This is a genomic window from Cupriavidus phytorum (genome assembly GCF_003254285.1).
Taxonomy (GTDB): Bacteria; Pseudomonadota; Gammaproteobacteria; order Burkholderiales; family Burkholderiaceae; genus Cupriavidus; species Cupriavidus phytorum.
In genome coordinates, this window is sequence record NZ_QKZN01000001.1 from 687,231 (window position 1) to 711,976 (window position 24,746).

A 24,746-nucleotide genomic window follows, 5' to 3' on the forward strand; every position below is an offset into this window, starting at 1 on the left:
AATATCGAGCGGCGTCGACTGTGCTGAGTCCCCATGCAAGACGTTGCTGGGGAATAAGCTGCCCCAGTGAGACTGCGCTCAGGGACAGCGGATTTGGAAGATTTGACCTCATGCTCGGCCACGCCTTGCTTCCCGACGCAGAGGAGCATTCCCCGTCATGACGCGAAGCACTGAAGGGTTGGCCTGTGTCAGCCGTTCCAGATCCACCTGGTAGCCATACAGCCAGTGCAGTGCCAGCGTGACAGCGCAAGACCTCGAAAAGCCTCCCTCGCAGTGGATCACGATGGTGGTGATGCTGCTTGGGAGGGAATCGACGAAAAGTCGAACGGCGTTCGCCTGCTCGACGGTGAATGCATCGTCGAGCCTTGCCAGAGCTCTCGGGGACAGTGTATTGCTGTGGAAGTCCACATCCGCAAAACTCAGGCGTAGTACGTGCTCGAAGCCCTCCAAGCGCGCAGGGGCACGGCCCGGTGCCGTTATGGAAATGAGACCTACCCAGGCTACGCGCGGAAGCCTTTCTGCCTCGGCGCGCGACAATGCCAACACCTGGCGGACACCACCCAGCCTGTGCCGATAGAGCTTGGCAATAGCGGTCTTGAGTCGCGGGGTCATAGCCCTGGCGCCTTCAAGGCCTTGGCGCCCGATTCACTCCGGCTCCAACTCATTCACCCAGTCCTCCAAATATGCTGTTACATCGGCCGGGTTAGAGAAATCCAGCATGGTGAACTGCCATCCCCATTCGGCAATGAACTTGAAGAGTTCAACGCGTAACCTTGTCATGATTTCGGGTGTTGCCGCTTCGTTCATATCTCCGCCTGCAGCATCCCAAAGTTCTCGGCTATAGAAAAGGTGGTCGAGATCATCCTCAAGGCCTCGAGCTACGTAGGCATAGACAGCGACGCCATCCTGCTCCTCAGGAATCTGCACTAGTGCGCAACCTCGTTCGAGCCATTTCAATCCCAGCGCAACTGCCTCCTGTAAGTCGTCAGAGAAGTACCAAGTCACGCAATCGTCAGAAGCTCGGACTGCATAGGTGGGATAGCCAAGGCTAGCTCGGCTGGCCAATAGCTCGTCAGGTGTCCGGCAAATTGCCATCCCTAGCGCTTGAACCACAGGTGGTAGGTCCGTGACGATCCTGCCGCGCCAGAGCGCTGGCGTTGGCACGTAACGCCAGGGCGGAACGACATCATCTCCAGATTGCACGTTGTTCACCTCTGATACCTGATCCCGAGCCTGCCGGCATCGCTAGTGCTACCACTGGAGCAGCGTCTTGATTCGTCGCAAAAGCCAATCCAGTTCATCAGGTGAGATCCACCCTTTGCGTGCGACCGATATGCGTACACGCCTAAGCGTCTCGTCTGGCGAATGCTGGGGGTGCTTCGCAGCGTCCTTCCGAGCGACCGGAAGCAGTTGATTTGCAAGGTCCTCGCATATGAACCAGCGCTCATATCGTTCCTCGGGCGTCTCGCCGGCAATGTACGCGCCTCCTGACAAGACCGCGCCGATTTTGGGCTGCCCCCCCGGAACCGCGCCTGGAAGGGGGCGCCTTGGGAAGTCGTTGGGTACGTCATTGAGGTTCACTTCTTTCAGTCCAGTCGGTCGAGGTTCGCCATGTTCTAGCCAGGGAGCCACAGTTGCACGGGGTCGCCGGACCAAAAGGATGGAAGGCGTCGGAGCGTTGCCAGGTATACCAATGGGGAAGTGTCAGCACCACGAGGTCCGCCGGGCCCTCAGGGCTTGCAGCATGTCCAAGCTAGTAGCATCGCATTGTAGGCATTTGAGTTGTATATGTAAACGACGACAATGCAGATAGTTACAACTTACATGCTATAGACGTCGACATTGTAATCATGGATATATCGTCACTTTCGAACTGACGGTTCCATGGCATGGCGTCGCTGCGGCAGAACTTCGCACACAACCTAAAGCGACTCCGCGAGGCGCGAGGTATGTCCCAGGACGACCTGGCTACCAGCCTAAATTCCGACCGGACGTCCATAAGCCGCATCGAGCGAACGGCGCCCAACGTGGCGCTAGATAAGGTTGGACTGTTGGCAGTAGCGCTTGGTGTTGATGCCCGACAGTTGCTGTCAGCCAAAATGTCTGAGGCAAGCCTTACTGCATCCCATGTGACACCTCCGACGCCCGAGGATGTGGGTGCAGCGGTTCGCCGCTACCGAGATGCTGCGGGGATCTCCCAAAAAGAACTCGGAGACCGGGTCGCTCTGGACCGCAATCACATCTCAAGAATCGAAGTGGGCTCAACAAACATTGCACTAGATACACTCGAGAAAGTTGCAACTGCGTTAGGCGTGTCTGCCGCGGATCTGCTCATTCCGAAATAGGTCGCTTCTATGTCGGGGGCGACCATGAAGCCGCGTTGCCCTATTCCAGGCCATGGATGCTAGGGGGGACTACTTCATCGAGCGAGCGAAGCCGGGGGCTGGCCCGACTCGGAAGCGGTGATCATGACGGTCGATATGACCCCGGGTCGAAGCGCGGTAGGATTGGACTTGTTCTTGATTTCGCAAGACGTTCAACCGAGCCGGACCGCCTTATGCCTTTGTGACGCCCGTTTTCTTGGCCGTGCACCGACGGCCAATTGTCGGCAAGGTGAGACGACGAACTCAGATCTCTCACCTCATACAGTTCCAGAGCGTGTTCGCGCGGCAACTTGTTGGCTGATCTCGCCCTAAGGATCGGAGGCGAGATGGTCAAGCGGTAGGCCATAAGCCATAAGCGGCAGAATTTTGCCCGTTATCCTTTGGGTTCCATCGTAAGAGTAGAAATCTGCCGGTTACGGTTGGCCGACATTCGGGGCAAGCTCCAACGTTGCTGGCGGCGCCAGTCGTCTCGCCTTGGCACTGGAAAAAAAGAACCCTTCGCGTCAGTGATTTTTCGCATGGACTGTGCAAGATAAGCGGCCTTATTTTGTATTCTAAAATGGCCGACGCCTGAGGCCTCCTCCGCGGTAGCGATCCTTGGCAGCCGCTTGCGGCCCCTCCGCCGTGCTGTTGTTCGACTTGGCCGGAGAGCACCATGGCGTCCGCTACCCATTCCAAGCGCAAGCTCGCCGACGCGACCCGTCCCTTCGTTGTGACGCGCTCGCGCCTACATCGCGGCCACTTTGCCTATCTGCGCGGCATGGTCCAAGGCTTGGCGCCCAGTCCGTTGTGGGAGCGGTACTTGGCCCGCGACGAAGGTGACTCTGGCGATGACGCCCAGGTGCATCGCATGTCCGGCTGGATTCGCGCGCAGTTGATTGCGGCCGCGGTGCGTGGCGGGGACTTCGGCCGCGCGCGACTGCTGCGGCTTGACCTGGCGCCGCCACGGGAGCCGGCGCTACCAGCCCTGGAGGACTTCGCCGGGGAGCGAGGATTGGGCGATGCCAGCGAAGCGGAGCAACTCGCAGCCTATGAATCCGCATTCGGCACTGCGCTCGCGCGCCAGCGCCGCCGCACACGCTTGTTGCATCGACAACTCGACGCCATTGCAGCGCTCGAGGCACAGATGGCGGGGCAAGCAACGCGAGAAGATGGTGTCGAGGCCTGGCTGATTGATTCCATGGCTCAGCGCTTGGTCAGCGCCGGGGTGAGAACGCTTGGCGACCTGCATGCCACAATTGCAGCCGGCGGCGCTTGGTGGCGGCGACTGCGCGGCATCGGGGTCACTAAGGCTGCAGCCCTCGAGCGATTCGTGGCAAGCCACATGGCGACCTTGGGGCCGCTGCCCAAGTCCGCGTATTCCGAAGCGGTAGAAGCGCTGCCCCCGGCATCGGCAGAGGATGCTGCCGAAGTGTCGCCATGGATGCCATTGGAGCGGCTTGCGCTGGCGCCTGAACTGGACGGCAGCATGGGACACTTTCGCGCATCGAGGGACCGCTGCCTGCTCGACGCCAGCACGGACGCGGAGGCGATAGCGGCCTGGATCGACGCTAAGGGCAAGGCTTCGGCGCGTCCAACGCCATACGCAGAGCGACCCGGCCTGCTCACGGACACGCCGCGGCTTACCTATACGCAGCTCGCCTATAAGAAGGAGGCGGAGCGACTCTTGCTTTGGGCGGTGTTGGAGCGCCGGAAAGCGTTGTCGTCCTTGACGCTAGAGGATGCCACGGCATACCGCGAGTTTCTTCTGGCGCCACCGCCTCAATGGTGCGGTCGGCCAGCGCAACCTCGCTGGAAGGTGTCATGGCGGCCCTTGGCCGGCCCGTTGTCGCCGCGATCGTGCACCTATGCGCTCGCCGCCGCCGGCAATCTGTTTGCCTTCCTTGTCGACCAGGGCTACCTGGTGGGTAATCCCTGGCGGGCTGTGGCACCGCCATGCGCAGTGGAGCATGGGCCTGATATTCGCCGTGGGTTTTCGCATGCCCAATGGCAGTTCCTCCGCCAACAACTGGACGAGTTGCCGCCCGGGTTGTCCGCGCAGCGCCTGGAGGTTGCGCTGCATCTGTTGCACGACACCGGCTTGCGGCTAGGAGAGCTGGTCGCTGCCACTTGCGAGGATCTCACCTGGGAGTGTTTGCCCCAACCGCCAAAGCCGCCGCTGGAGGGCTGGTGGCTGTCGGTGATGGGAAAAGGGGGCAGGGTGAGGCGGGTGCCCGTCTCAACTCAGTGGATGACACGCTTGTCGCAGTACCTGGCTGCCCGAGGATTGCCTGACGATCCACGCGAGGCGGGGGAAGCGGCGCTGCTCGGATCCCTGGCGAGCTATGATCGGACAGTGAGCGCGAAGGGCGCCGCTAGCCCAAAATCCGGCATCAGCGCCAGCAGCCTCCACCGCCAGCTCAAGGGTTTCTTTCAGCACTGCGCATTGCAAAGCGAGGCCACCGATGTGGTTGCGGCGCGGGCACTGCGCCGCGCCAGCTGCCACTGGTTGCGCCATACCCATGTCAGCCATGCTTTAGACGCAGGGGTGCCGGTGCAGATTGTCCAGCAGAATGTCGGTCATGCGTCGCTAGACACCACGACACTCTACGTCAGGTCGGAGGATGTAGAGCGTCTCATTGCAATGCAGAAATTCTGGTCACCTCTGGCAGAGGAAGGGCGAATAAAAGATGTCGAATATTAAGCGATTGTAATTAATCGGCGGAATGCGAAAATTGGAGCAGAGCGTATCAATGAATTTATATTAAAAGAAAAAAACTACGGATGTGCGGGCGGTGAATTTTTCCAAAAAATTGTTAACGCCAATCCGAACTAACGAAGAAGCGCATATTCATTGAGAGTTGAGGTAGGTGTATGCTAAACGAATTTTTTCGAAAGGCAGCCTGGTAATCACTAAAGGCGTATTTTGTCAAGGCGCCTCGCTATAGCATCAGATCCCGCGCCACGCAAGGGTTTCCGGGTCGGCTGCGAAGAGAGTCGCGCCGAGCTAGAGGCCGTGAGCATAAGAGCGCGTAAATGTTGTGACGCAGCTAGGAATGACGAATCGGTGAGATTTGCATCCAAAAATAAATGCCCCGTTTGTTGACGGGGCCCCAACATGTCCTATAGTCCGAATCGGATTCGCCAAAGGAAACCTTCGGATGCAAAACTAAGCGCCTTTTTTCTCTCGCTTCGAGCCCGCACGCTCGAACGGTAGACGCCTACTTTTTTCGCCCAATACCTCGGCTGGCACCGGAAGTATTGGGCAGGATTCTGGGTAGGTCAAGGACTGCTTACGCCTGTGATCCCAGAAATGTGAATGGAGTATCTCCATGTCCACCTTCCAAATCAGAATGCCTTCTTCACCGGAACCATCCGGGAGACTATCCTTCCATCGTCACTGGAACCTGGCAACCGGTGAACGCGATGAGTTCGCCCAGCTTTGCTTGCCGTCCGCGACTATCCCGATCGTCGAAGCTGTTGATGTGTCTTGTGGTGCACATTACGTAGCGGAGACCTACGGCAAGCGGAATCGCAAATTCGGAGTTTTCCTCATCGAGACCAGCGGGGCGACAGCCCCGCTCGCGGGCGCCCCCAGTTACGCCCAAAAAATCCATACTCAACCCAGTCTCCAGCTAGCTGGCGAGCATGATCCGTTTGGTGCACTACCCGCCAAAGTGCGCAGTTCCGCACCGTCTCGGCGATTCAAATGCAACGTCGCTTGGCCCGGGACAGGTGCGCGATACCTCATGAGGAAGCGGGGATTCGCGCCACGGACGCTTCCGCGAGCATGCAACTGCACCCAGCAGAGGATACCTCCGTGACGCCACGCCACGCCACGCCGCGGTCGGATCGGGATTTGCGATGCGCCCTCCCGCGTTCGCTTCTTGAAGCGAACGCCTCAATGCCGCCGGGTGGATTGACCGTGAGACGAATCGGTGCAAGCCGGCACGCCTACAGGGAGAGGTGCCCGTGTCCAAACGTGTGCGGTCCATTGCCTGAGGAGACTCTCATGCCTATCTCAAAGAACCATGCCGCCGTGTCGGCATACCAGCGTCTGGTACGTGCTAGCGCTATCGGCGGAGCAGATGCCAGGCTCACTTTGGACGCCGAGTTGGCGCGCAAGCTAGAGGGAGCGAGCGAGATAAGGGTGCGTGCCCACGAAGATGTTGAGCCGCCGCACAGTCGGCGGGATCACCCTTTGCCTTCAGGTCATCACCACGCCAACAAAGGATTACCTCGTCCTGCGGATGGATGGCGGTCCAAGCAGCCAGCAGACGGTCAAAGGAGTTTTCCGGCGGTGCGGAGCCAAGTGCAGGCCAGTACGAGAGTGGGTGCTTGCCAGTGGGCCGTCGAACACCTTGCGGGACCAAACCTATGCGGCAGCTTGCATAGCGTTTGACCGCTACCTGGGTTGTTGGGGGTAAGCGCCAACGCCAACACCTACGTCTAGGTCCCTCTGCAACGATGAACGAACCAATCGGTACGAGAGGGACCTAGTCCGGCCACGAGCCATGAGGAAAGTCTGCGATGTCAAACACTCATGAGGCTTCGCGTAATAGCGAGGTGCACTTTCGCAAACTGGATTACTACAGCCACTGCGATACCGGCCCTGCTTCTGACAGAACTGCCACCACTACCCGAATCGGCGTTGGATACGGCAGAGAAACTGTATCAGGCTTCGCTGCCCAAACCTTCACGAACCGCCGACGAAGAGCAATCGACGTACGAGCGCATCCTGTAGCGCGCGCGTTGCCACTTCGTTGCGTCGCAGATCGAGGCAGAAATCCTTCATTGCCTCTACGCCGGTGTGCGCGTCGCAACCTCGACGGAGGCAGAGTTGATGTGCAAGCTGGAGAGAGCGAACGAAGTAAGGATGCGCATCCATGGCGATGCTAAGCACTCGCGCAGTCGCAGGATCACCCTTTGCCTTGAGGTCATTGTCACGTCGGGGAGGGCCACCTGGTCCTGCGGATGGATGGCGCGCCGAGCAAGCAGCAGACGGTAGACGGTGCTTTCTGTTGGTGGGGTGCGAAGTGCCGACCCGAACCCAAATGGGTGCTTGCGAGTGGGCCGTCGAACACCTTGCGGGACCAGATCTATGTGGCAGCTTGCACGACGTCCGCCGACTTGGGCGTTGTGGGTAAGCACAAAAGTCCCCTCGCGCATTGGCTGAACGGGCAGGCCGCGACCATGAGATGCGAGTTGCACTTACGCAGTGGAAGCTCGCTCGCCCCGGTCGTGCGCAAACGATGGGCCAACGAGTTGCCGTAGGGAAAGGACAGTGGGAGTTGCATGATGTCTAAGTCGAAGAATGTCCTCCGCAGTCAGCTGGATCTTCGCAAACCGGATGCCGCAACGCCGGCAATACCCGGCCAGCTTCTGACAAAGCTTCCGGCATTGCCAGCGTCGCCGTTGGACATGGCCGAGAAGTTGTACCAAGCTTCGCTGCCCAAGCCGTCGCACGACATCGACGGAGAGCTGTCGCCCTATGAGCGAATCTCGGAGCGTGTCTATTGTCATTTCGTTGCGTCGCCGGTCGAAGCAGAGATTCTTCATGCCATTTATGCCTGGGTGCGCATAGTGACCGCGACAATGGAACGAGACTTCATCGACTGGTGCCATCGGCTGGCCGAAATTTCCATGCGCTCCGAATTGATACAGGGACGCCCCGGAATAAGGTTCAGCATGCTCATCTGTGCGCCGCTCTACATGCAAGCTGAGAAAGGCCTGTTTGCGCTGCTGCGGTTCATGAATTCTCCCATTCCCCATCGTTCATGGACCGACTTCGACACAACAGGAGCGATTCTGAAGGAACGCCCCATTTACTATGTGCAATTACCCATAGTACCGGTTCGCATGTCAAAAGGCGTTGAGCACAACGACATTCTGTTTGCAGTGCTAGATGCCTATGACCTAGCCGGAAATTTCGACGAAAAGCGCAGAATAAAAGCGGAGACGGGGCATGGTCAATGCGATATTACCGAGGTAATCAAAGTCCTGCTGAGGTCTAGCGTAGCGGTAGTCGCCTTTTTCGGGTGGCGAGAGTCTCACCATCATGGCAAAAGTCTTTGGAAAATCCTCTCTGCTTTTCGCGAAGCGGGTATCGGCGTTGTGCTCTATGCCACTGCGGCGATTGGATTATGCAGGCAGGAACTCATAGGGGTCTTCCCACAGGATCCGGTGGAAATCGGCGCCTACAATTTGTGCCGAGTGGCGGATCTTGCGCGGGCATATGCTGAAACTATGTCGCTATGCGTCGCTCCCGACCGGCCTGCGCCAGCCGCTTGGATAAATATTGTGGGCGGTCTCTATGGTTACCGAGAACTGCTGGATGCCGCGGCCCAGTTGGTAGTGCACCGGATTCACATTGAGAACGAGGAAATGTCGGTCGCACTAACTAACGTCAAGCGGACAATTCTCGAGGAATTCTCGGGCTCGTTGGCAGCCATCAATCATCTGCATCAATATGGAACGCTGCCCACGTCATTAGTTTCGCAGAATCGCGACCGCCTTCCATTAGCGTTGGTGCAAAGATTCGGAGGCGACCGTGGTTCCAAGATCTGATCGACGCGCTTCAGCGCCCATCGTAGAGGTTCCTCGCTTTTCAACGGCAAGCAGCATTGCGGACATGCTGGTCGGCTCTTACTGGAGCGGAGGGGACTATTCATCTCAGCTTCAGTCGAACAAAGCCCCCCGGGGGCTAGCCTTCTCCACAGTGACAGTCCCATTGGCCAAAATCGAGACGCTTTCAGGTGGAATGTTCATTGTTTCCAGTATGAAAGTGGAGAACACACTCGTGGGCTTGGCAAGCCTTGGAATGACCCGCAAGAATGAGGAGCGCTTATACGATCGGGTAACTTATGGGGGCAGCGTTTTCTACATGCCACCAAAGTTTCGCGCTTGGACTGTGGAGAATACGCGACCGATGCTGACGTGCCCAGTGTGCGAACCGAGGGGCTGGGACGAGTTCGGAGTTAGAACGATACTTTGCTTTCATCAAATCCCGTTCACTTCGGCATGCTGGGCCTGCGGTCACGTGCTGACGCCTCGCGTCCCCGGGGCGGCGCCTGCAGTGCATTGCCCGGAAGTCGCCTGCCGCGAGGATCTGTGCTTTGCACAGACAGGACAAGCGTTAGCAATTGAAGCAAACAAACGCAATGCGGTCGCCGAGAGGCTAGTGCTTGCTCTCCAGGAAGCCGGCTACTGCTGCCCAGGGGGGGCTTCTGAGTACAGACTTGTTGCGCTCGCTGCGGATTTCGGTGGATTTTGCAATGCATTTGTGCGAGATCCTCGATTGCGGAATTTGACGCAAATCCCAAATAGAGCCAAAAAGATTGTGGACTGGTTGCGTTATGAGACTGGGCACACACATCCGGTCTACGTCATTCTGCTAGACTGCTTTGTCAAATACGGAGGTGAATTCGGCTTTAGTCCACCTGCTCGAAAATCCAACAGCCGATTTACTCTTCTGGAGGAGTCAAAATGGAGCGGCTGGCGCTTTCGCGCTAGCTACCGTTCTCGGGAGTTGCCAGTCGACGGTGGGCGCCGTTATGTGCGTGATGATCTACCCGCGCTCGTTAAGGCCGGGTGCACCATTCAACAGATGGCCCAGATTACCCGGCTGCACAAAAGCACGGTCCAGCAGTACATAGTCAGGCATGAGCTTTCAGCGATTTATACGCGGACTCAGTTCGAGGTCGTGCGGAACGAGGCACGGACTGCATGGCTCGGCCTGCGCAGCGAGTTCCCGAAATTCTCGGTCCATGCCCTGCAAGTCCGAAATAATGAGCACCTCGTCCGATGGCTAGAGCGTAACGATCACGCTTGGCTCAATAGGCACAGCTATAAGAGAAGCAAGCACAAGCTACGGAACGCGGCTCACACCTCGAAAGGTCAGTTTTCCGGATTGGCGGCTCGCATTCGCCGAGCAGTGAAGGACATCAAAGCGAGGCAGCCAGCCCAATGGTGCAACCTGCTTGAGATCTCCCGCGAGACTGGAATTTCGCTTAACACCATGAGGATGGCTCGGATGCAACCGAAAATTCAGAACTTACTTTTTCATTCGGTAGAACCCCAGGCACAGTTTCATGCGAGAAAGAGATATCAGTCGGCTTAGCATCAGCTGTCACGCTAAGCTCTCTGACGTATGTCGTCGGAATACGCCGAAAAATTCCATGAAGATTATTGATATTTCATTGAGAACACTCGCAGAAACGTGCGTGCTCGGCCCGAGATTGGTACTGCCGCTTAGGGACTTTCTCGGAAATTTGACCGGAAAGAACTACAACCACGCCGAGTTCGCGCCAGCACCTCCGTTCAATGGAACGTACGGCGAAACTACCAATCTGAGGGGAGGCAAGCCGTTCGTCTATTGTGGAGCGGGTCTTCGCAAACTCGACTTCCCTTTGAAGACCTTGGCGTTCGCGTGCGACGTCCGATGTTATGTGCCGGTCTACCTTACGGATGCTGCACGTGACAGGCGCAAGCCAGACGTTACACTTGACCGGCTAATTACCGTTGAGCCGAAGCGGGATCGTGGTCACTATCACCTCCATGCCATCCACACCAGGCGGTTGGCTCCTTGGAAGGTGCAGAAGCTGGCGAAGCTGGGAGTTTCGTGCGAAAGGCTCGACCTATCAGTCTTTTCCCCTACCGCGTATGAAAATGCCATGAAATTCTACGTTGGCTTGCGGCTGAGCAATATTGAACTATTGAGAGTGCAAGCGGCCGGCATTGCGGCAATCCTGAGGAGAAGCTCTGAGACGCCGTTGAAAAAGCGTCTCGAACGATTGCTTATGGCGATGGAGGCGCGCCCAGATCTTCGCGCAACGTTTCAATGCGTCCGATGCGATCTCGATGATCTATATCGATGGACGTATGCTGCCATTGTGCTTGGTTATCTGCCGGTGGATTGCGACTACAGTGTTGCGCCGCACTTGCCGATTCGACTGCTGTCTTCACGACGGAGGAATTCGCATGTATCAACAGGATAAAGCCAACGCGCCGTTCCCCGTCGTTCAGATGACGGACGAGCAAGGGGCACGTTCATTCTATCGACAAATCCCGCTGCAGGAAGGCTATGTGCTGTATGACCTGTCGCAGCCGAAGGGCGCACGGAAGCAGAGGCTGATTCTCCCGGATAGCCAGCTCATATCAACGAAGATGCGCGAAAGTCTTGCGGTGGTGCAAGATACCGTCTCGTCGCCCCAAATGGTATCCCAACGGGTATGGGAGGCGGAACTGCGCTTAGCGAAAGTCATGAAGCGGGCGCCTGACCCCCGCCTCAAGCCGGCGGACCTATTGGACGAAAGCGCGAGGCGTTGGGAGTCGGCCAAGGGAATACTCGAAGGAATCATAGGAAGCCAGGAGCAACGCAATCCGTTGGTCCGCAAGTTTGGTATTGACGCCATCTACCTCGATCATCAATTGCGCGATGCGGTGTTCGCGCAGGAAAGTATCCGCGTGGGCGTGACTAAAGAAGAACTCAAGAGGAAATTCTTTCGTTGCATTCGCTGCGGGGGCGACTTTGCCGCGCTCATTCCACGGTCAGGCGAGCAAACGCCCGCAGAAATATCGCGAGCACCGAGCGAAACGTCCGTGCGGGTCGGCGCGCCAGATTCCAATGAACTGGAATCGCCAGGGCCGCGTACGCGAAGGGGAATGAGGCAATTCTGGCGCGCTCGTGTTTGCGAACTGGTCATTAGCATGGTGTTTGAAACGCCGTCATCGCGAAACGGGGCCATCGATATCGAAAAGGTCATGGACAGACTTGGTGATCGTGCGCTCTTCTGGCGCGAGTTCCGGCGGAGGTTCTACGTAGGGCCAGTTAGTCCGCAGGAGATTGATGACAGGCCTTCGGAGTTCATGGTTCACTACCGCCGCCGAAGGTTCGTCCAGGAGAACGAAGCGGCTATCAGAGCGACGCTAGCCGCATGTAACGCGGAGCTTCGGGGAGTCAAAAGGAATTGGCCGATACCGGGAGGGGCAGAGCTGGATCGTTACGCAGACATTATCGAAAGCATTCAAATGGATGCGACCGAATTTCGTAGCATAAAGATTGTCGTAGTCAACGAGGGTGGCGTTCGACGCACCTTGGGTTACGCGACCATCATTGTTGCCTGTAGTCCATCGTCGGGCGCAATCGTTGCGTGGCTTGTAATGTTTGGTAAGGAGCGGTCGGAAGGATATCGAAAGTGCCTCTATTGGGTGATATGTGACAAAGCGCCACTCCTCAGGTGGCTTGGTTTAGATCCGTCGAAGATGAAGGGAATCGTGTCAGGAGCATTTGACGAGGTTGTCGTTGACAGGGGGCCTGGATTTAGCAAAATGGCTACGATGTATGTGACCGGATCTGCCGTGATGGATGTTACCGCGACTCGCCCTTACACCGCCGTCGACAAAGGTAGTGTTGAAGGTGCCAACGGGTTGCTAAAGAATCGAATTAAGAAGAAGCTGGAAATTTCTTCGAAACTCGAGGCGAACCTTCAGAAGCGGTTCGCTGCACTTCCGATCGGATATCTTTCGATGAAACGCTTGGTAGCCAGGGAGCGGGGCTCCGAAGTAGAAGGCTTCGGAACTGATAATTCGATGAAGACGTTTGGTGGAGCAGTGAAGAAGAACCGTTGCGGATGTATCGAGATGGAGTTGCCGACACTCAACCGAATAGTCGCTTGTAGCGTCAATGAATTGAATCTGAGGAACCGAACCGATGAGCTTGCGCTATCCCGATCGATGATCCTGGCTAATGTTCCGCCAACACCCGCCGAAATCCACCGAGCGCGGCAGGAGGCGAGAGTGGCCGATGGCGCGAAAGCCATTGACCGCAAGACGCTCGCTCTTGGCGTGCTTAAATGTAGGTCATACAAAGTTATCGGAGGAAAGATTCGGCACAGTTCAATTTGGTACGGGGCAAGGCCTAGATGCGATGATAGGCGACACGACGGAGTTGACCTCCTTCTAAGGGATGCGGAGAAATGGGCCGCGCAAAATCCGGGCATCGATTTTAGAATAGACGTTGTATTTCCATCTGATCCGACGTGTCTTGTCGCGAAATGGAAGCGAGTGAACGAGAATAATGAAATTCAGTGGATCGACTTGCCGGCCACCAGTCGCAGCATTCGTACCTATGGTGAGGAAGGCGGTGAAGAGGAAGCCAAGGGCATACGCAGGCGCGTGTTGAAAGCGAAGCGGCAACGTGAGATAACCAGTTCCTTCGACGATGGGGAGGATGAAGAAGGCGTCGAGCTTGAGAACTTTGGGGTCGGGACTACGCAGCTGGCTGTTGGGGGCCTCGCCACTCCTTCGTCGAAGGAGGATGCCTATGTGCCGCCGCCCATGAACTCTCGTGGCATCGGCAAGGAGAAATTCGATCTTAGGGCGTATCTGAAGTCCATTGGGGCAAAGCTGCTGGGGTCGGTCCTAAAATGATCGACTGTGGCCCGAGAGCACTGCGTCTACAGGGCTTGGCAACTAGTCCCATGTTGTGAGCCACTCTACCAGTCTGAAGCTCTCTTGCTCGGCCTGTGGCGTGGCTCGAGTCTCATGGAGCTTTAGAGTCGACGGCCTGCTGAGTTAGCAGCAAGTTCGGCGTCGGACAGTTCTCGCCGTGCGGTAGGGCGCAGTGAGCCTCCACTGTCGGGTCGGTCGTGATTGACAGGGAGTGTGAGGCCTGAAACGGTCAAATCGCCCGAGGTCGGTCGAGTTTTGACAAAATCTATTCTCGCAACCTCGCTGGCTCAGTTGAGCAGGAGTTCCGTACATCCTGCTCGATATCAAGTACTTTGAGCAACTCGGGAGAGTTTTGTCAAAGCCAGGCGCGACAAGGGTTTCCAGCCGGTTGCGCCTGCTTTGACGATCTCAAACAACGAGTTTGACAAAATCTATTCTGGCGGGACATCTGGCTGGAAATGGTGCTGACCGAGCGGCCCAGCTTGGCGGCGATCTCGGTCAGCTGCGCGCCCTGCGCATAGAGCCGGATGACCTCGAGCTCGCGCTGGGTCGGCTCCCGCGCGGGCGTGCCGGGCAGCGCCGCCCGCTGCAGCACCGCGTGCACCGAGGGCGAGCAGAAGCAGCCCCTGCCGAACGCGGCGTGGGCGCAGGCGCGCACCACTTCCTCGAGCGGATCCTCCTTGCTGACGAAGCCGCGCACGCCCAGCTTCATCGCGCGGCGGACGATGGCGGCATTGGAGCGGGCGCTGATCACCACCACCCGCGTCGCCGGATGGCGGCGCGCCAGCCGGCTTAGCAGGTTGAAGCCGTCCAGCGAGGCATCGCCCTGGCCCATGCAGAAATCGGTGATGGCGATATCGGCGGGATGCCGCGCCAGCGTGCCGAGCAGCTCGGTGCCGTTGCGGCATTCGGCGCTGATCCGGACGCGCGCGCTGCGCTGCAGGCAGTCGCGCAGTGCGGCCACCACCAGCGGGTGGTCGTCGGCCAGGGCAACGCGCAGGACTTGGTCGTTCATGGGCAATCTCCGGGTGAGACGGCAACCGGTTGCGGCTGGTGTCGCCGTGCGGTGGCGTCATCACAAGACTCGGATTCTGGCCAGATTCCACGCCTCGCTGAATCGGAATTCGGCTAGTTCGCGGATGCCGCGGGATCGCGCAGGGGACCGGATCCGGCCAATGCAATGACATCTCTGGAAGATAAGGGGCAGGCTGTGCCGGCCTGACTTCGGTTTGCGCAGGATTCCGGTGCTTGTCTTGCGATACAGCCATTGCGGAAGATCAATGCAGGGCAAAGTGCCGCGGTGACGACATCGCTGGCCACACGCGCCAACCGCATGCCGGCGCAGCGGCATTTTGGCGCTTGGCGGCGCGGACCGCTGTCCTAGAATGAAGCTGACACGCGCCCCGCGGCGTGTGCACCGCGTGGGGGAATGCCATGCCCGTCTATCAATACCGCTGCGAGAAGTGCGGCCATGTGTTCGAAAAGACCGAACATCTCGCGGAACATGCCTCTGCCCATCCACCATGCCCGAATTGCGGCAGCCAGTCCGTGCAGCACGCACCGGCGCCGTTCGTGGCGGTGACCCAGCGCAAGAGCTGAGTCTCGAATAACAAGATCCCAGCAGGGTGCGGACGCGCCGCCGGCCGGATGCCGGCGCGCGTGCCGCTTCATGCGTGGCGCCTGCGGTGCCACGCGCGTTCGCGCTGCGCGCAAGCGGCGATCTCAACCTTGACGGAGGATGCCATGGCAACGAGACCGTTCACTGAATTTCCCGCCGACGAGCAGCAGCAGGTCCTGGACGCGTGCAGGCATGTCGGGCTGGCGGCGGAGATGTTCGACATTACCGACGAGCACGACGGCGATGGCGCGCGCCGCGTCAGCGTGCGCCGCGTCGGCACCGACAAGACCAGCGTCTATGAAGCCGGCGCCGGCACGGCATGGATGGAAGAGTTCGAGAGCGACCTCGAATGCGGCCTGTACGGGCCGGTCACGGTGTAGCGGCGCCGCGGCGCGGCTCAGTGCCGTCCGCGCTCGCCGGTGCGCGACACCACCGACGCGCCTGCGATCAGCTCCTTGAGCAGCGCCAGCGAGGCCGCGCCGCCGGTACGGTAGGGATCGAGCTCGGCGCGCGCGGAGAACTTGAGCAGGGTGGCGGTATTGAGCCGCGCCGCATTGACCTGCCCCATTGCCCAGCCGGCAAAGTCGCGCGTGCAGGTTTCCTCGAAATGCAGCAGGGTCACGTCGTGATGGCGCGGATCGCGCGCGATCGACTGGAACAGCTGCGAGACCTCCTGCCGGTCGCCCTCCAGTGCCTGCAGGAAGATGCCGTTGCCATGGCACAGCACGCCGGTGATGCCGTGGCGCGGATTGCGTTCCAGGCTGGCGGCCAGGATGGCATCGAGCAGGGCGGCATCGATGGCCTGGCGGGCACGGCTGGCATAGAGCAGGCGGACTAGCATGGTCGTGGCGCTCCGGTAATGGCGCTGCGTGTGGCGCTCCGTGTGGCGGCCGGCGCGCTGGCCGCTAGCCGCGGTTTTGGTTCAGCAGCGTGAGGAATTCTCGGCGCAGGCTGTCGTCCTTCAGGAAGGAGCCGCGCATCACGCTGTTGGTCATCTTGGCGTCGGTGTCGCGCACGCCGCGCCAGTGCATGCAGAAATGCTCGGCCTCCATCACGATGGCGAGGCCGTCGGGGCTCATCTTTTCCTGCAGCAGGTCGGCCACCTGCGCCACCGCCTCTTCCTGGATCTGCGGGCGGCACATGATCCATTCGGCCAGCCGCGCGTACTTGGACAGCCCGATCAGGTTGGAATGCTGGTTCGGCATCACCCCGATCCACAGCTTGCCGATGATCGGGCACAGGTGGTGCGAGCAGGCGCTGCGCACGCGCAGCGGGCCCACGATCATCAGCTCGTTGAGCTGGCCGACGTTGGGGAATTCCGTCACCGGCGGGGGCTTGGCATAGCGGCCGGCAAAGATTTCCTTTAAATACATCTTGGCCACGCGGCGCGCGGTTTCCTGCGTGTTATGGTCGTTGTCGACGTCGATCACCAGTGCCCGCAGCACGTCGTGCAGCCGGGCCTGGACTTCGGCCTGCAGTTGCTCCATTTCACCGGGCTCGATATAGCGCGCGATATTGTCGTTGGCGTGGAAGCGCTCCTGCGCGGCCTCCAGCCGCGCACGGATGCGGGCCGAGACACTGGCGGCGGGATGGCCGGCCTTCTCGCCGCCGGTGTCGCCGGCGTTGCTGTCCTTGGCGCGGTGCGCTGCGTCCTTGCTGTTCATGGATGGGGGCGGTGATGGCGTGAATGGCTGCGCAGCGGATGTGTGCCGGATTCACTATATGGCAGATGCGGTGGCCTCACAACCCGCGCGGTGGCTGGGAAAGGCCGTTGCGGTGGGTCGGATACGCCACAACCGATGCGCTTTCCATGAAGAGTTCGTGACATCGCTCAAGCCTGCCACGCACGGCGCCGACAAGCCCACATAATGTCTGCACAACACCAGGCAGCCCGTTGCAGGCTGCCGGCACCCGGCCGCGGCCAAGCGCGGCCTGACGCTTTGTCGGGATCCACCTCATCATGCCGATCGCCTTTCCGTGCAGCAGCCTGATGTTGCTCCATGTGGTGACAGTGCCGGTACCGGCCACGCCGGTGGAAACCGGTGTCGCGGAACACCATGCCAGTGCCGTGCGCCACGGCGCGGGCGGACTGCGGCGGCCATTGTCGCCGGCGCCGCGCAGCCCCGCGGCGCAGGTTCCCGCCAGCGGCTGAGGCCGACGGCCTAAAGCAGCAGCAGCGCCAGTGCCGGCAGCATTGCCGCCGGCATCACCACCGCGCCCACGCGCAGGAACTGGCCGGCGCTGACCATATGCCCCTCGCGCCGCAGCGCAGTGAGCCACAGCAGCGTGGCGAGCGAGCCGGTGACCGAGAGGTTGGGGCCCAGGTCGATGCCGACCAATACCGCGCCGCTGACCGCGTGCGAGGCCTGCCCCGCCGCCAGCGCCGACGCCCCGATCAGTCCGGCCGGGAGGTTGTTGACGACATTGCCCGCCAGCGCCACCACCGCGCCCACGCCCAGCAGCGCCAGCGCGCCGCCGTCGCGCGAGGCCGCCGCGACCGCGTCGGCAAGATGGCGTATCACCGCGGTCTGCTCCAGCGCCGCCACCAGCACGAACAGGCCGGCCACCATCGGCAGCACGCCCCATGACACTTCGCGCAGCGTCGGCCACAGCAGTTCGCGCCGGGTGGCGCAGACCAGCAGGAGCGTGGCCACGCCCGCGGCGCAGGTGGGCCAGCCCAGCGCGTTGCCGCGCAGCGAGGCCACCAGCAGCACCAGCCCGGTCAGCACGATGCCGAGCGCGCTCAGCCATGCCTGCCGCGACAGCGGCGGCACCGGCACGTCAGCGGCGATGGGTTCGGCCAGCGCCGCGCGCTGGGTCCACCACAGCGCCGCCAGCGTGGCCAGGATCGCCGCCAGCGATGGCAGCGCGAAGCTGGCCAGCCAGCCGGCCAGCGGCGGCATGCGCTCGCCGAAGATCACCAGGTTGGCCGGGTTGGAGATCGGCAGCACGAAGCTGGCCGCGTTGGCAATAAAGGCGCAGGCGTACAGGTAGGGCAGCGGCTGGCGCACGCGCGCCGCGCGGGTCGCGGCCAGCACCGCGGGCGTCAGCACCACGGCGGTGGCGTCGTTGGACATGAATGCCGTCACCAGCGTGCCGAAGCCGTACACCAGCAGAAACAGCCGCGGCGCCGAGCCGCGCGCCTGGCGCACGGCGAGCGCGGCAACGTGGTCGAACAGGCCGGTCTTGCGGGCCAGTTCCGAGATCAGCATCATGCCGGCCAGGAACAGGTACACGTCGTAGCCGCGCAGCACCGCGGCGAAGGCCTCGGACAGCGCCATCAGGCCGGTGGCGCACAGCAGCAGGGCGCCGCCGGCAGCCCAGAAGGCTTCGGGCAGGCGGAAGGGGCGGAACAGGACGCCAGCGGTGGTCAGCGCGGCGACCGACCAGATCAGCAGCGGGCTGTGGCTGGACATCGGGAACGGGGCGGAAATCGGGAAAGCCGGGAGTTTACAGCGGATTCTCGGCAGGCGCTGCCGGCGTGGTGGCGGCTGGCGCCGCGCTGGTCACGGGGGTGGGTGTCGCCGGAGCCGCTGGCGACGCCTGGGAGGTGCCGTCGAGGTTGCTTGCGACCGGATCCGTCAAGGGCAGGCTGGCCGGCGCCGTGGCGGGCGCAGGGGGCGGAAAGCCGATCGCGGCGATGCCCTGGCTGCCGTCGGCATTCTCCGCGTACATCCAGTCGCCGCGCGCCTGCACGAGGCCGGCGGGCGCCTGCATGCCGGCCTCCGGCACGCCGGCCAGGCGGCCTTCCATGTAGGCCGCCCACACCGGCAGCGCGGTGGTGGCGCCGAACTCATGCTCGCCCAGGCTGCGGTTGTCGTCATAGCCCATCCACGCCACCGTGACCACGCCGCCGCCATAGCCGGCGAACCAGCCATCGACCGAGTCGTTGGTGGTGCCGGTCTTGCCGGCCACGTCGTCGCGGCGCAGGTAGCGGCGCACGCCGGTGCCGGTGCCGGTGTCGACCACGCTGCGCAGCAGGCTGTCCATCACGAAGGCGTTGCGCGCGCTGATCACCGGCGGCGGCGCGGCGCGTTCCTGCGCGTCCTGCGCGGCGCTGAACAGCACGTTGCCGTCGCTGTCGGTGATGCGCTCGATCAGGTAGGGCTCGACGCGGTGGCCGCCGTTGGCGAACACGCCATAGGCCGCGGCCAGGCGCAGCGGCGAGGTGGTGCCGGTGCCCAACGCCAGCGGCAGGTAGCGCGGCAGCCGCCTGGGTGAGAAGCCGAAGCGGCCGGCGAATTCCACCGCATACGGGATGCCGATCGCCTGCAGCGTGCGGATCGCGGGCAGGTTGCGCGATTCGGCCAGCGCCTGGCGCACGCTGATGGGGCCGACAAAGCGCCCGTCGTCGTTGGACGGCTGCCAGCGCGAACCAGCCGGCAGCGGCGCGTCGTTGATCAGCGTGCCGGGCGACACGCCGCGCTCCAGCGCCGCGGCATAGACGAAGGGCTTGAAGGTCGAGCCCGGCTGGCGCAGCGCCTGGGTGGCGTGGTTGAAGCGGCTGGCGGCAAAATCGGCGCCGCCGACCATGGCCTCGATCGCGCCGGTGCCGGCGTCGAGCGACACCAGCGCGGCCTGGGGCCCTTGCGACAGGTCCTTGACGAACTTGCGGTGGCGGCGCGCGTAGCGCTCCAGTCCGCCGTGCACGGCATCGTAGGCCAGGGTCTGGCGCACCGACGACACCGTGGTGTAGACGTTCAGGCCGCGCGTGTAGGCTTCGTCGCCAAAGCGCTCGCGCGCGAGCTGGCGCGCCAGCTCGGCCACGTACTCCGCATGGCCGGCAAAGCTGCCGGGACTGTCGTCGCTGATGGCCAGGCGCGCGGCGCGGGCTTCGCGGTAATCGTCCTGGCTGATCATGCCCAGCGCCAGCATGCGCCCCAGCACATACTCCTGGCGCCGCTTGGCGCGCGCGAAATTGACCACCGGGTTCACCGCCGAAGGCGCCTTCGGCAGGCCCGCCAGCATCGCGGTCTCGGCCAGCGACAGCGACGCCAGCGGCTTGCCGAAGTAGGCGTGCGCGGCGCTGCCGAAGCCATAGGCATGCTCGCCCAGGTAGACCTGGTTCATATACAGCTCGAGGATGCGGTCCTTGGGCAGCGCGTGGTCGATGCGCCAGGCCAGCAGCATCTCGTACCATTTGCGCGCCAGCGTCTTCTCGCGCGACAGGTAGAAGGCGCGCGCCACCTGCATGGTGATAGTGGAAGCGCCCTGCGCGTAGCCCTGGCCCAGGTTGGCCAGCGCGGCGCGGAATACGCCGGGGATGTCGATGCCCTGGTGCTGGTAGAACTGGTCGTCCTCGGCCGCGAGCAGGGCCTGCACCATTTGTCGCGGGATCTGCTCGAAGGGAATGAACTCGCGGTGCTCGCTGCCGAACTCGCCGATCTGGACGTTATCGCTGGTGTAGATGCGCAGCGGCACATCGGGCCGGTAGTCGCGCAGCGCATCGACGGGAGGAAGCTGCCGCAGGCTGACCACGGCGGCAAAACCGGCCAGCAAGGCACCGGCGGCAGCCAGCGCCAGTGCGGCGCCGCCTGCCTTGACTGCGAATTTTTTCATGGGCCGCATTTTACCTGCTGCAAATGACCGACCCGGCAGCCCGCTCAGCGGTTGGCCGCCAGCGGCAGCGGATTGCCCAGCTCGTCATGGTCGTCCGGCTGCGGTGGCGAGACATCCGGCGAGACTTCCGGCGATACCGGCCGCGGTGCTGGCTGCGGCTCCGGCTGGACCGCGGCCACGCGCAGGCGCGCCTGGCTGTGCTGGCGCGCGAATTCGCACAGCGACAACCAGGTTTCCTCGCGTTCGATGATGGTGAAGTGATCGGTATCCGGCACGGTCTGCAGCGCCACCGGGCCGGGCCAGGCCGCCATCAGCCGTTCCGAGCAGGCATGCGGCACCACTTCGTCGGTGGCGGCCAGCAGGACCTTGGTGCTCTGCACGACCTTTTTGCAATGCGAGATCGAGTCGAAGTGGTGGCGCATCAGCTGGCGCAGCGGCACCAGCGGAAAGCGCTTGCGCACCAGCTCGAGCAGCGAGTCGTAGGGGGTGATCAGCTGCAGGCTCTCGAAATCCTGCAGGTCGGCCAGCTGGATCGCCACGCCGGTGCCCAGGCTGCGGCCCACCACGTGCACGTGCGCGTCCGGAAACACGCGCCGCACATGCAGCAGGAACTGGCTCGCGTCGGCTACCGCCGCGCCCTCGGACGGGCGCCCGTCGGAGTGGCCCAGGCCGCGGTAATCGTAGGTGGCGAAGCCCATGCCGGCAGGCAGCCAGCGCGCATATTGCAGCGTTTCCAGCACATCTTCGCCGCGGCCAGGCAGGTAGAACAGCAGGTCGCGCACGGCGTCGCCGGGCGCGTGGTAGATATAGCCCCGCACCACGCCGCCCGGGATCAGGTGCGAATAGCCGATGATGCCGTCGGGCAGGTCGCGCGGGGGGCGCCGGCGCGCGTCGAACAGCAGCCGGTCCTGGTTCAGCGTCAGGTAGGTCCAGTAGCAGGCGAAGCCGCTGGCGGTCATCAGCGCGGCCGCCAGCGCGCGGCGGGTGGTCAGTGGCATGGCATTCGTCAGTGGCCGCGGCCAGGCGTGGCGCGTGTGCGCCGGCCTTGCCGCCCAGCCGCGCAGCCTACCTTATTTTTGCCGGCGGCGTGGCCGCGGCGCAAGCCGGCCCGCGCAGTTCTTGTACGATATGCCTCATTCGGGCGCGCGCACCCCACCGAGACGACGCGCCTTCAAGGGAGCCAAGGGAGCCAACCGGCATGAGCGAACAGAAACACGAGCAATACCGCGCCGAAGAGGCGCAGGCCATGGAACGCGTGGTTGCGGCCACGCGGCAGGTGCAGGTCGCCTTCACCGCGCTGCAGGCTCACTATCCGCCGCAGGGCAGCGGCAAGCCGTCGAAACTCGCGCTGCAGACCTTCGACGCTGCGCTGCAGGCCCTGGAGGACGCGCAGGCGACCTTCGACGAGATCCTGAACGACCTGCTCGACGAGAAACGCTGAGGCGCCGCGGACAAAAATACCCTCGTCATTCCCGCGAAGGCGGGAATCCAGCGTCTTTCAAAGTCACTGGGTTCCCGCCTTCGCGGGAACGACGAGCGCAACGGCATGACGCCGCTACCGCGGATTGTGTTGCCCCACCTCTGCCACAAAATCATCCCCATCCGGCAACCCCAACGAGAACTTCACCGGAAATCTCACCGCAATCCCGCCCTCAACCCGCCGCACCACCTCGCGTGCCCGCACATGCGCATCCTCGAACAGCTCGCCAGCCCCCAGCACCGGCGAGAACGGGATATCGAGCGGGGCAAAGAAGTCCCCCCATGCCGCCAGGTCGCGCGTGCGGAACACCGCCGCCAGCAGGTCATTGACCTCCACCTTGTGCCCACCGCGCCCGGCGCGCGTGGCGAAGCGCGGATCGCGCAGGGCCGGGAACGCGTCGCCCAGCGCCGCGCACAGGTTGTCCCAGAACTTGTTCTCCAGGATGCCCATTGCCAGGTGCCGTCCGTCGCGAGTTTCGAACAGGTCGTTTTCCGGCATCACGGTGGATGATGCATGGGGCGAGGCCTCGTGCGCGCGCGCCGTCCAGGCGCCATGGGCGGTCCACGACAGCACGGCATCGTGGATCGACACATCTAGATGCTGTCCCTGTCCGTGCTGCCGCGCGCTCATGATCGCCACGGCCAGCGATAACGCGGCGTAGCCCGACGCTGCGTAATCCGACACCCGCACGCGCGGGCGCGCGACCGCATCGTGCACCTGCACCGGCGTGGCCCAGTATCCCGCCAGCGCCAGGTAGTTCAGGTCATGCCCCGCGTGGCTGGCGTACGGCCCGGTCTGGCCGAAGCCGGAGACGGAGCACAGCACGATGGCCGGATTGACCGCCGCCAGCGCGTCATAGCCCAAGCCCAGTCGCGCCATCACGCCGGGGCGGAAGCCTTCGACCACCGCGTCGGCATCGCGCACCAGGTCCAGGAACGCCGCGCGGCCGGCGTCCGATTTCAGGTCCAGCGCCACCGAGCGCTTGCCGCGATTGAACTGCGCATACACATGCGCGCCCAGTTGGCGCGCGGTGTCGCCGCTGCCCGGCTGCTCGACCTTGATCACCTCCGCGCCAAGCTGGCGCAGCAGGCTGCAGGCGTGCGGGCCGGGCAGCAACTGGCTGACGTCGAGGATGGTGACGTCGTTCAGGCAAGACCATGCTGGCTTCATGCGGAGCCTCCGGGGAAAGGGGAAAACACAAGCGCCGCACGCGCGGAATGGCGTGCGGCGCAGGGAGCAGTCCAGCGGTATCAGCCCAGGTCGCCGGTCATGCCGATCGACTTCATCAGGTCGGCATAGCGCGCGTTGTCGCTGGCCACCATGGTGCCGAACTGCGCCGGCGACGCGCTGCGGCGCAGTTCGCCGGCATTGGCCTTGAGCTGGGCGTCGAACACGCCGGCGCTCTGCAGCGTGCGCACCGCGGCGTGCAGCTTCTGCGCCAGCTCGGCGGGGAAGTTGGCCGGCGCGAACAGGCCGCTCCAGTTGTCGATGACAAAACCGGGTGGCAGCGCTTCGGCCATGGTCGGCACGTCGGGGAAGTACGGGGAGCGGGCGGCGGCGGTGACGGCCAGCACCCTGACCTGGTTGTTGCGCACGTACTGGGTCGCGGTGCCCAGCACCGGCATGCCGAACTGGGTCTGCCCGGTCAGCATCGAGGTGATGATCTCCGGCGCGCCCTTGTAGGGAATATGCACCGCGTCGCAGCCGGTCTGGTGCAGCATGGTTTCCACGGCCAGATGGGCAATGCTGCCCTTGCCGCCGGAGCCGTAGTTGAACTTGCCCGGCTCTTTCTTCATCGCCGCGACCAGCTCGGCCGCGCTCTTGTAGGGCGAGGACAGCGGCACCACCAGCGCCGACGGCCCGCCCGACAACGCCGTGATCGGCGTGAAGTCATGGGTCGGGTCGTACGGCATCTTGCGGTACATGTGCACGTTGATGACGTGCGAGTTGGCCAGGATGCCCAGCGTGTAGCCATCGGGCGCGGCGCGGCGCAGTGCGCCGGCGCCGATGATGCCGCCGGCGCCGGGCATGTTCTCGACCACCAGCGGCTGGCCGAGCTTCTTGCCCAGCTCTGCCGACAGCGTGCGCGCGGTGTTGTCCGGCGTGCTGCCGGCGATAAACGGCACGATCAGCCGGATCGGGCGGCTGGGGTAAGAGGATGCGGCGCTGGCGGCGCGGGCCGGCAGCAGCAGGCTGCCCAGCGCGGCGGCGCCGGCGGTGGCAAGCCAGTTTCGGCGGTTCATGCTTGGTCTCCGTGGTCTTGTCGTATTGTGCT

General features: G+C 62.3%; 20 protein-coding genes. 10 read left to right on the forward strand and 10 right to left on the reverse strand.

The window, feature by feature from the left end; translation table 11 throughout:
- Positions 1-108 precede the first annotated feature (108 nt).
- On the reverse strand, positions 109-612 hold the full coding sequence (locus tag C7416_RS02940) for a hypothetical protein (protein WP_111517032.1): 504 nt from the start codon (positions 610-612) through the stop codon (positions 109-111).
- A gap of 33 nt (positions 613-645) precedes the next feature.
- Positions 646-1,212 (reverse strand): transposase, encoded by a 567-nt coding sequence (locus C7416_RS02945; protein WP_240988303.1) that lies wholly within the window; start codon positions 1,210-1,212, stop codon positions 646-648.
- Between the two features lie 677 nt (positions 1,213-1,889).
- Here C7416_RS02945 and C7416_RS02955 point away from each other — a divergent pair.
- The 6 genes from C7416_RS02955 to C7416_RS28835 all read left to right on the forward strand — a co-directional run bounded on the left by C7416_RS02955 (position 1,890) and on the right by C7416_RS28835 (position 13,793).
- Positions 1,890-2,345: a helix-turn-helix domain-containing protein gene (locus C7416_RS02955; protein WP_111517035.1), complete on the forward strand. Its 456-nt coding sequence runs from the start codon at positions 1,890-1,892 to the stop codon at positions 2,343-2,345.
- Between the two features lie 694 nt (positions 2,346-3,039).
- On the forward strand, positions 3,040-5,067 hold the full coding sequence (locus C7416_RS02960; RefSeq protein ID WP_111517036.1) for a phage integrase family protein: 2,028 nt from the start codon (positions 3,040-3,042) through the stop codon (positions 5,065-5,067).
- Between the two features lie 2,591 nt (positions 5,068-7,658).
- Positions 7,659-8,930: a hypothetical protein gene (locus tag C7416_RS28825; RefSeq protein WP_116328177.1), complete on the forward strand. Its 1,272-nt coding sequence runs from the start codon at positions 7,659-7,661 to the stop codon at positions 8,928-8,930.
- 361 nt (positions 8,931-9,291) lie between these two features.
- Positions 9,292-10,482: a TnsD family Tn7-like transposition protein gene (locus C7416_RS29390; protein WP_404851320.1), complete on the forward strand. Its 1,191-nt coding sequence runs from the start codon at positions 9,292-9,294 to the stop codon at positions 10,480-10,482.
- Between the two features lie 58 nt (positions 10,483-10,540).
- Positions 10,541-11,359 (forward strand): hypothetical protein, encoded by an 819-nt coding sequence (locus tag C7416_RS28830; protein WP_146604243.1) that lies wholly within the window; start codon positions 10,541-10,543, stop codon positions 11,357-11,359.
- A complete protein-coding gene (locus C7416_RS28835; protein ID WP_146604244.1) occupies positions 11,343-13,793 on the forward strand; it encodes a transposase family protein in 2,451 nt (816 codons plus the stop codon). The genes C7416_RS28830 and C7416_RS28835 overlap by 17 nt, the downstream gene beginning before the upstream one ends.
- A gap of 376 nt (positions 13,794-14,169) precedes the next feature.
- On the opposite strand, the gene C7416_RS02975 is transcribed toward C7416_RS28835, so the two are convergent.
- Complete coding sequence (locus C7416_RS02975) at positions 14,170-14,829, reverse strand: response regulator (RefSeq protein ID WP_240988302.1); 660 nt, start codon at positions 14,827-14,829, stop codon at positions 14,170-14,172.
- Between the two features lie 419 nt (positions 14,830-15,248).
- On the opposite strand from C7416_RS02975, the gene C7416_RS02980 reads away from it, so the two are divergent.
- A complete protein-coding gene (locus tag C7416_RS02980) occupies positions 15,249-15,413 on the forward strand; it encodes an FmdB family zinc ribbon protein (protein ID WP_018008406.1) in 165 nt (54 codons plus the stop codon).
- A 144-nt stretch (positions 15,414-15,557) separates the two neighbouring features.
- Positions 15,558-15,812: a hypothetical protein gene (locus tag C7416_RS02985; protein WP_111517484.1), complete on the forward strand. Its 255-nt coding sequence runs from the start codon at positions 15,558-15,560 to the stop codon at positions 15,810-15,812.
- Positions 15,813-15,829: 17 nt separating this feature from the next.
- On the opposite strand, the gene C7416_RS02990 is transcribed toward C7416_RS02985, so the two are convergent.
- Positions 15,830-16,273, reverse strand: a complete 444-nt coding sequence (locus C7416_RS02990; RefSeq protein ID WP_018008408.1) for a BLUF domain-containing protein — start codon at positions 16,271-16,273, stop codon at positions 15,830-15,832.
- A gap of 64 nt (positions 16,274-16,337) precedes the next feature.
- On the reverse strand, positions 16,338-17,096 hold the full coding sequence (gene folE / locus C7416_RS02995; protein ID WP_111517039.1) for a GTP cyclohydrolase I: 759 nt from the start codon (positions 17,094-17,096) through the stop codon (positions 16,338-16,340).
- A 296-nt stretch (positions 17,097-17,392) separates the two neighbouring features.
- On the opposite strand from folE, the gene C7416_RS03000 reads away from it, so the two are divergent.
- On the forward strand, positions 17,393-17,584 hold the full coding sequence (locus C7416_RS03000) for a hypothetical protein (protein WP_062803446.1): 192 nt from the start codon (positions 17,393-17,395) through the stop codon (positions 17,582-17,584).
- 10 nt (positions 17,585-17,594) lie between these two features.
- Here C7416_RS03000 and C7416_RS03005 read toward each other — a convergent pair whose 3' ends face one another.
- Genes C7416_RS03005 through C7416_RS03015 form a run of 3 tightly spaced genes read right to left on the reverse strand, consistent with a single transcriptional unit; the run spans position 17,595 to position 21,989 of the window.
- Positions 17,595-18,848 carry an arsenic transporter gene (locus C7416_RS03005; protein ID WP_111517040.1) on the reverse strand — a complete coding sequence of 418 codons (1,254 nt, stop codon included), beginning with the start codon at positions 18,846-18,848 and terminating at the stop codon, positions 17,595-17,597.
- A gap of 34 nt (positions 18,849-18,882) precedes the next feature.
- Positions 18,883-20,991, reverse strand: coding sequence for a penicillin-binding protein 1A (locus C7416_RS03010; RefSeq protein WP_111517485.1), 2,109 nt, complete (start codon positions 20,989-20,991; stop codon positions 18,883-18,885).
- 44 nt (positions 20,992-21,035) lie between these two features.
- Complete coding sequence (locus tag C7416_RS03015) at positions 21,036-21,989, reverse strand: alpha/beta hydrolase (protein ID WP_111517041.1); 954 nt, start codon at positions 21,987-21,989, stop codon at positions 21,036-21,038.
- A gap of 200 nt (positions 21,990-22,189) precedes the next feature.
- Between C7416_RS03015 and C7416_RS03020 the strand changes: the two genes are divergently transcribed.
- Positions 22,190-22,432: a hypothetical protein gene (locus tag C7416_RS03020; RefSeq protein ID WP_010812795.1), complete on the forward strand. Its 243-nt coding sequence runs from the start codon at positions 22,190-22,192 to the stop codon at positions 22,430-22,432.
- Positions 22,433-22,546: 114 nt separating this feature from the next.
- Here C7416_RS03020 and C7416_RS03025 read toward each other — a convergent pair whose 3' ends face one another.
- Entirely contained in the window at positions 22,547-23,641 is a 1,095-nt protein-coding gene (locus C7416_RS03025; protein ID WP_111517042.1) for a CaiB/BaiF CoA transferase family protein, read from the reverse strand.
- Between the two features lie 80 nt (positions 23,642-23,721).
- Complete coding sequence (locus C7416_RS03030; RefSeq protein WP_111517043.1) at positions 23,722-24,714, reverse strand: tripartite tricarboxylate transporter substrate binding protein; 993 nt, start codon at positions 24,712-24,714, stop codon at positions 23,722-23,724.
- Positions 24,715-24,746 lie beyond the last annotated feature (32 nt).

Bases quoted from the DNA above. Each gene is read 5' to 3' on its own strand.
- C7416_RS02985 (WP_111517484.1), top strand. From the start codon at position 15,558: ATGGCAACGAGACCGTTCACTGAATTTCCCGCCGACGAGCAGCAGCAG.
- C7416_RS28830 (WP_146604243.1), top strand. From the start codon at position 10,541: ATGAAGATTATTGATATTTCATTGAGAACACTCGCAGAAACGTGCGTG.
- C7416_RS02975 (WP_240988302.1), bottom strand. From the start codon at position 14,829: ATGAACGACCAAGTCCTGCGCGTTGCCCTGGCCGACGACCACCCGCTG.
- C7416_RS02960 (WP_111517036.1), top strand. From the start codon at position 3,040: ATGGCGTCCGCTACCCATTCCAAGCGCAAGCTCGCCGACGCGACCCGT.
- C7416_RS03010 (WP_111517485.1), bottom strand. From the start codon at position 20,991: ATGAAAAAATTCGCAGTCAAGGCAGGCGGCGCCGCACTGGCGCTGGCT.
- C7416_RS02980 (WP_018008406.1), top strand. From the start codon at position 15,249: ATGCCCGTCTATCAATACCGCTGCGAGAAGTGCGGCCATGTGTTCGAA.
- C7416_RS03020 (WP_010812795.1), top strand. From the start codon at position 22,190: ATGAGCGAACAGAAACACGAGCAATACCGCGCCGAAGAGGCGCAGGCC.
- C7416_RS28825 (WP_116328177.1), top strand. From the start codon at position 7,659: ATGATGTCTAAGTCGAAGAATGTCCTCCGCAGTCAGCTGGATCTTCGC.
- C7416_RS29390 (WP_404851320.1), top strand. From the start codon at position 9,292: ATGCTGACGTGCCCAGTGTGCGAACCGAGGGGCTGGGACGAGTTCGGA.
- C7416_RS28835 (WP_146604244.1), top strand. From the start codon at position 11,343: ATGTATCAACAGGATAAAGCCAACGCGCCGTTCCCCGTCGTTCAGATG.
- C7416_RS03000 (WP_062803446.1), top strand. From the start codon at position 17,393: ATGCCGATCGCCTTTCCGTGCAGCAGCCTGATGTTGCTCCATGTGGTG.
- C7416_RS02940 (WP_111517032.1), bottom strand. From the start codon at position 612: ATGACCCCGCGACTCAAGACCGCTATTGCCAAGCTCTATCGGCACAGG.
- C7416_RS02990 (WP_018008408.1), bottom strand. From the start codon at position 16,273: ATGCTAGTCCGCCTGCTCTATGCCAGCCGTGCCCGCCAGGCCATCGAT.
- folE (WP_111517039.1), bottom strand. From the start codon at position 17,096: ATGAACAGCAAGGACGCAGCGCACCGCGCCAAGGACAGCAACGCCGGC.
- C7416_RS03025 (WP_111517042.1), bottom strand. From the start codon at position 23,641: ATGAAGCCAGCATGGTCTTGCCTGAACGACGTCACCATCCTCGACGTC.
- C7416_RS03005 (WP_111517040.1), bottom strand. From the start codon at position 18,848: ATGTCCAGCCACAGCCCGCTGCTGATCTGGTCGGTCGCCGCGCTGACC.
- C7416_RS02955 (WP_111517035.1), top strand. From the start codon at position 1,890: ATGGCGTCGCTGCGGCAGAACTTCGCACACAACCTAAAGCGACTCCGC.
- C7416_RS03030 (WP_111517043.1), bottom strand. From the start codon at position 24,714: ATGAACCGCCGAAACTGGCTTGCCACCGCCGGCGCCGCCGCGCTGGGC.
- C7416_RS03015 (WP_111517041.1), bottom strand. From the start codon at position 21,989: ATGCCACTGACCACCCGCCGCGCGCTGGCGGCCGCGCTGATGACCGCC.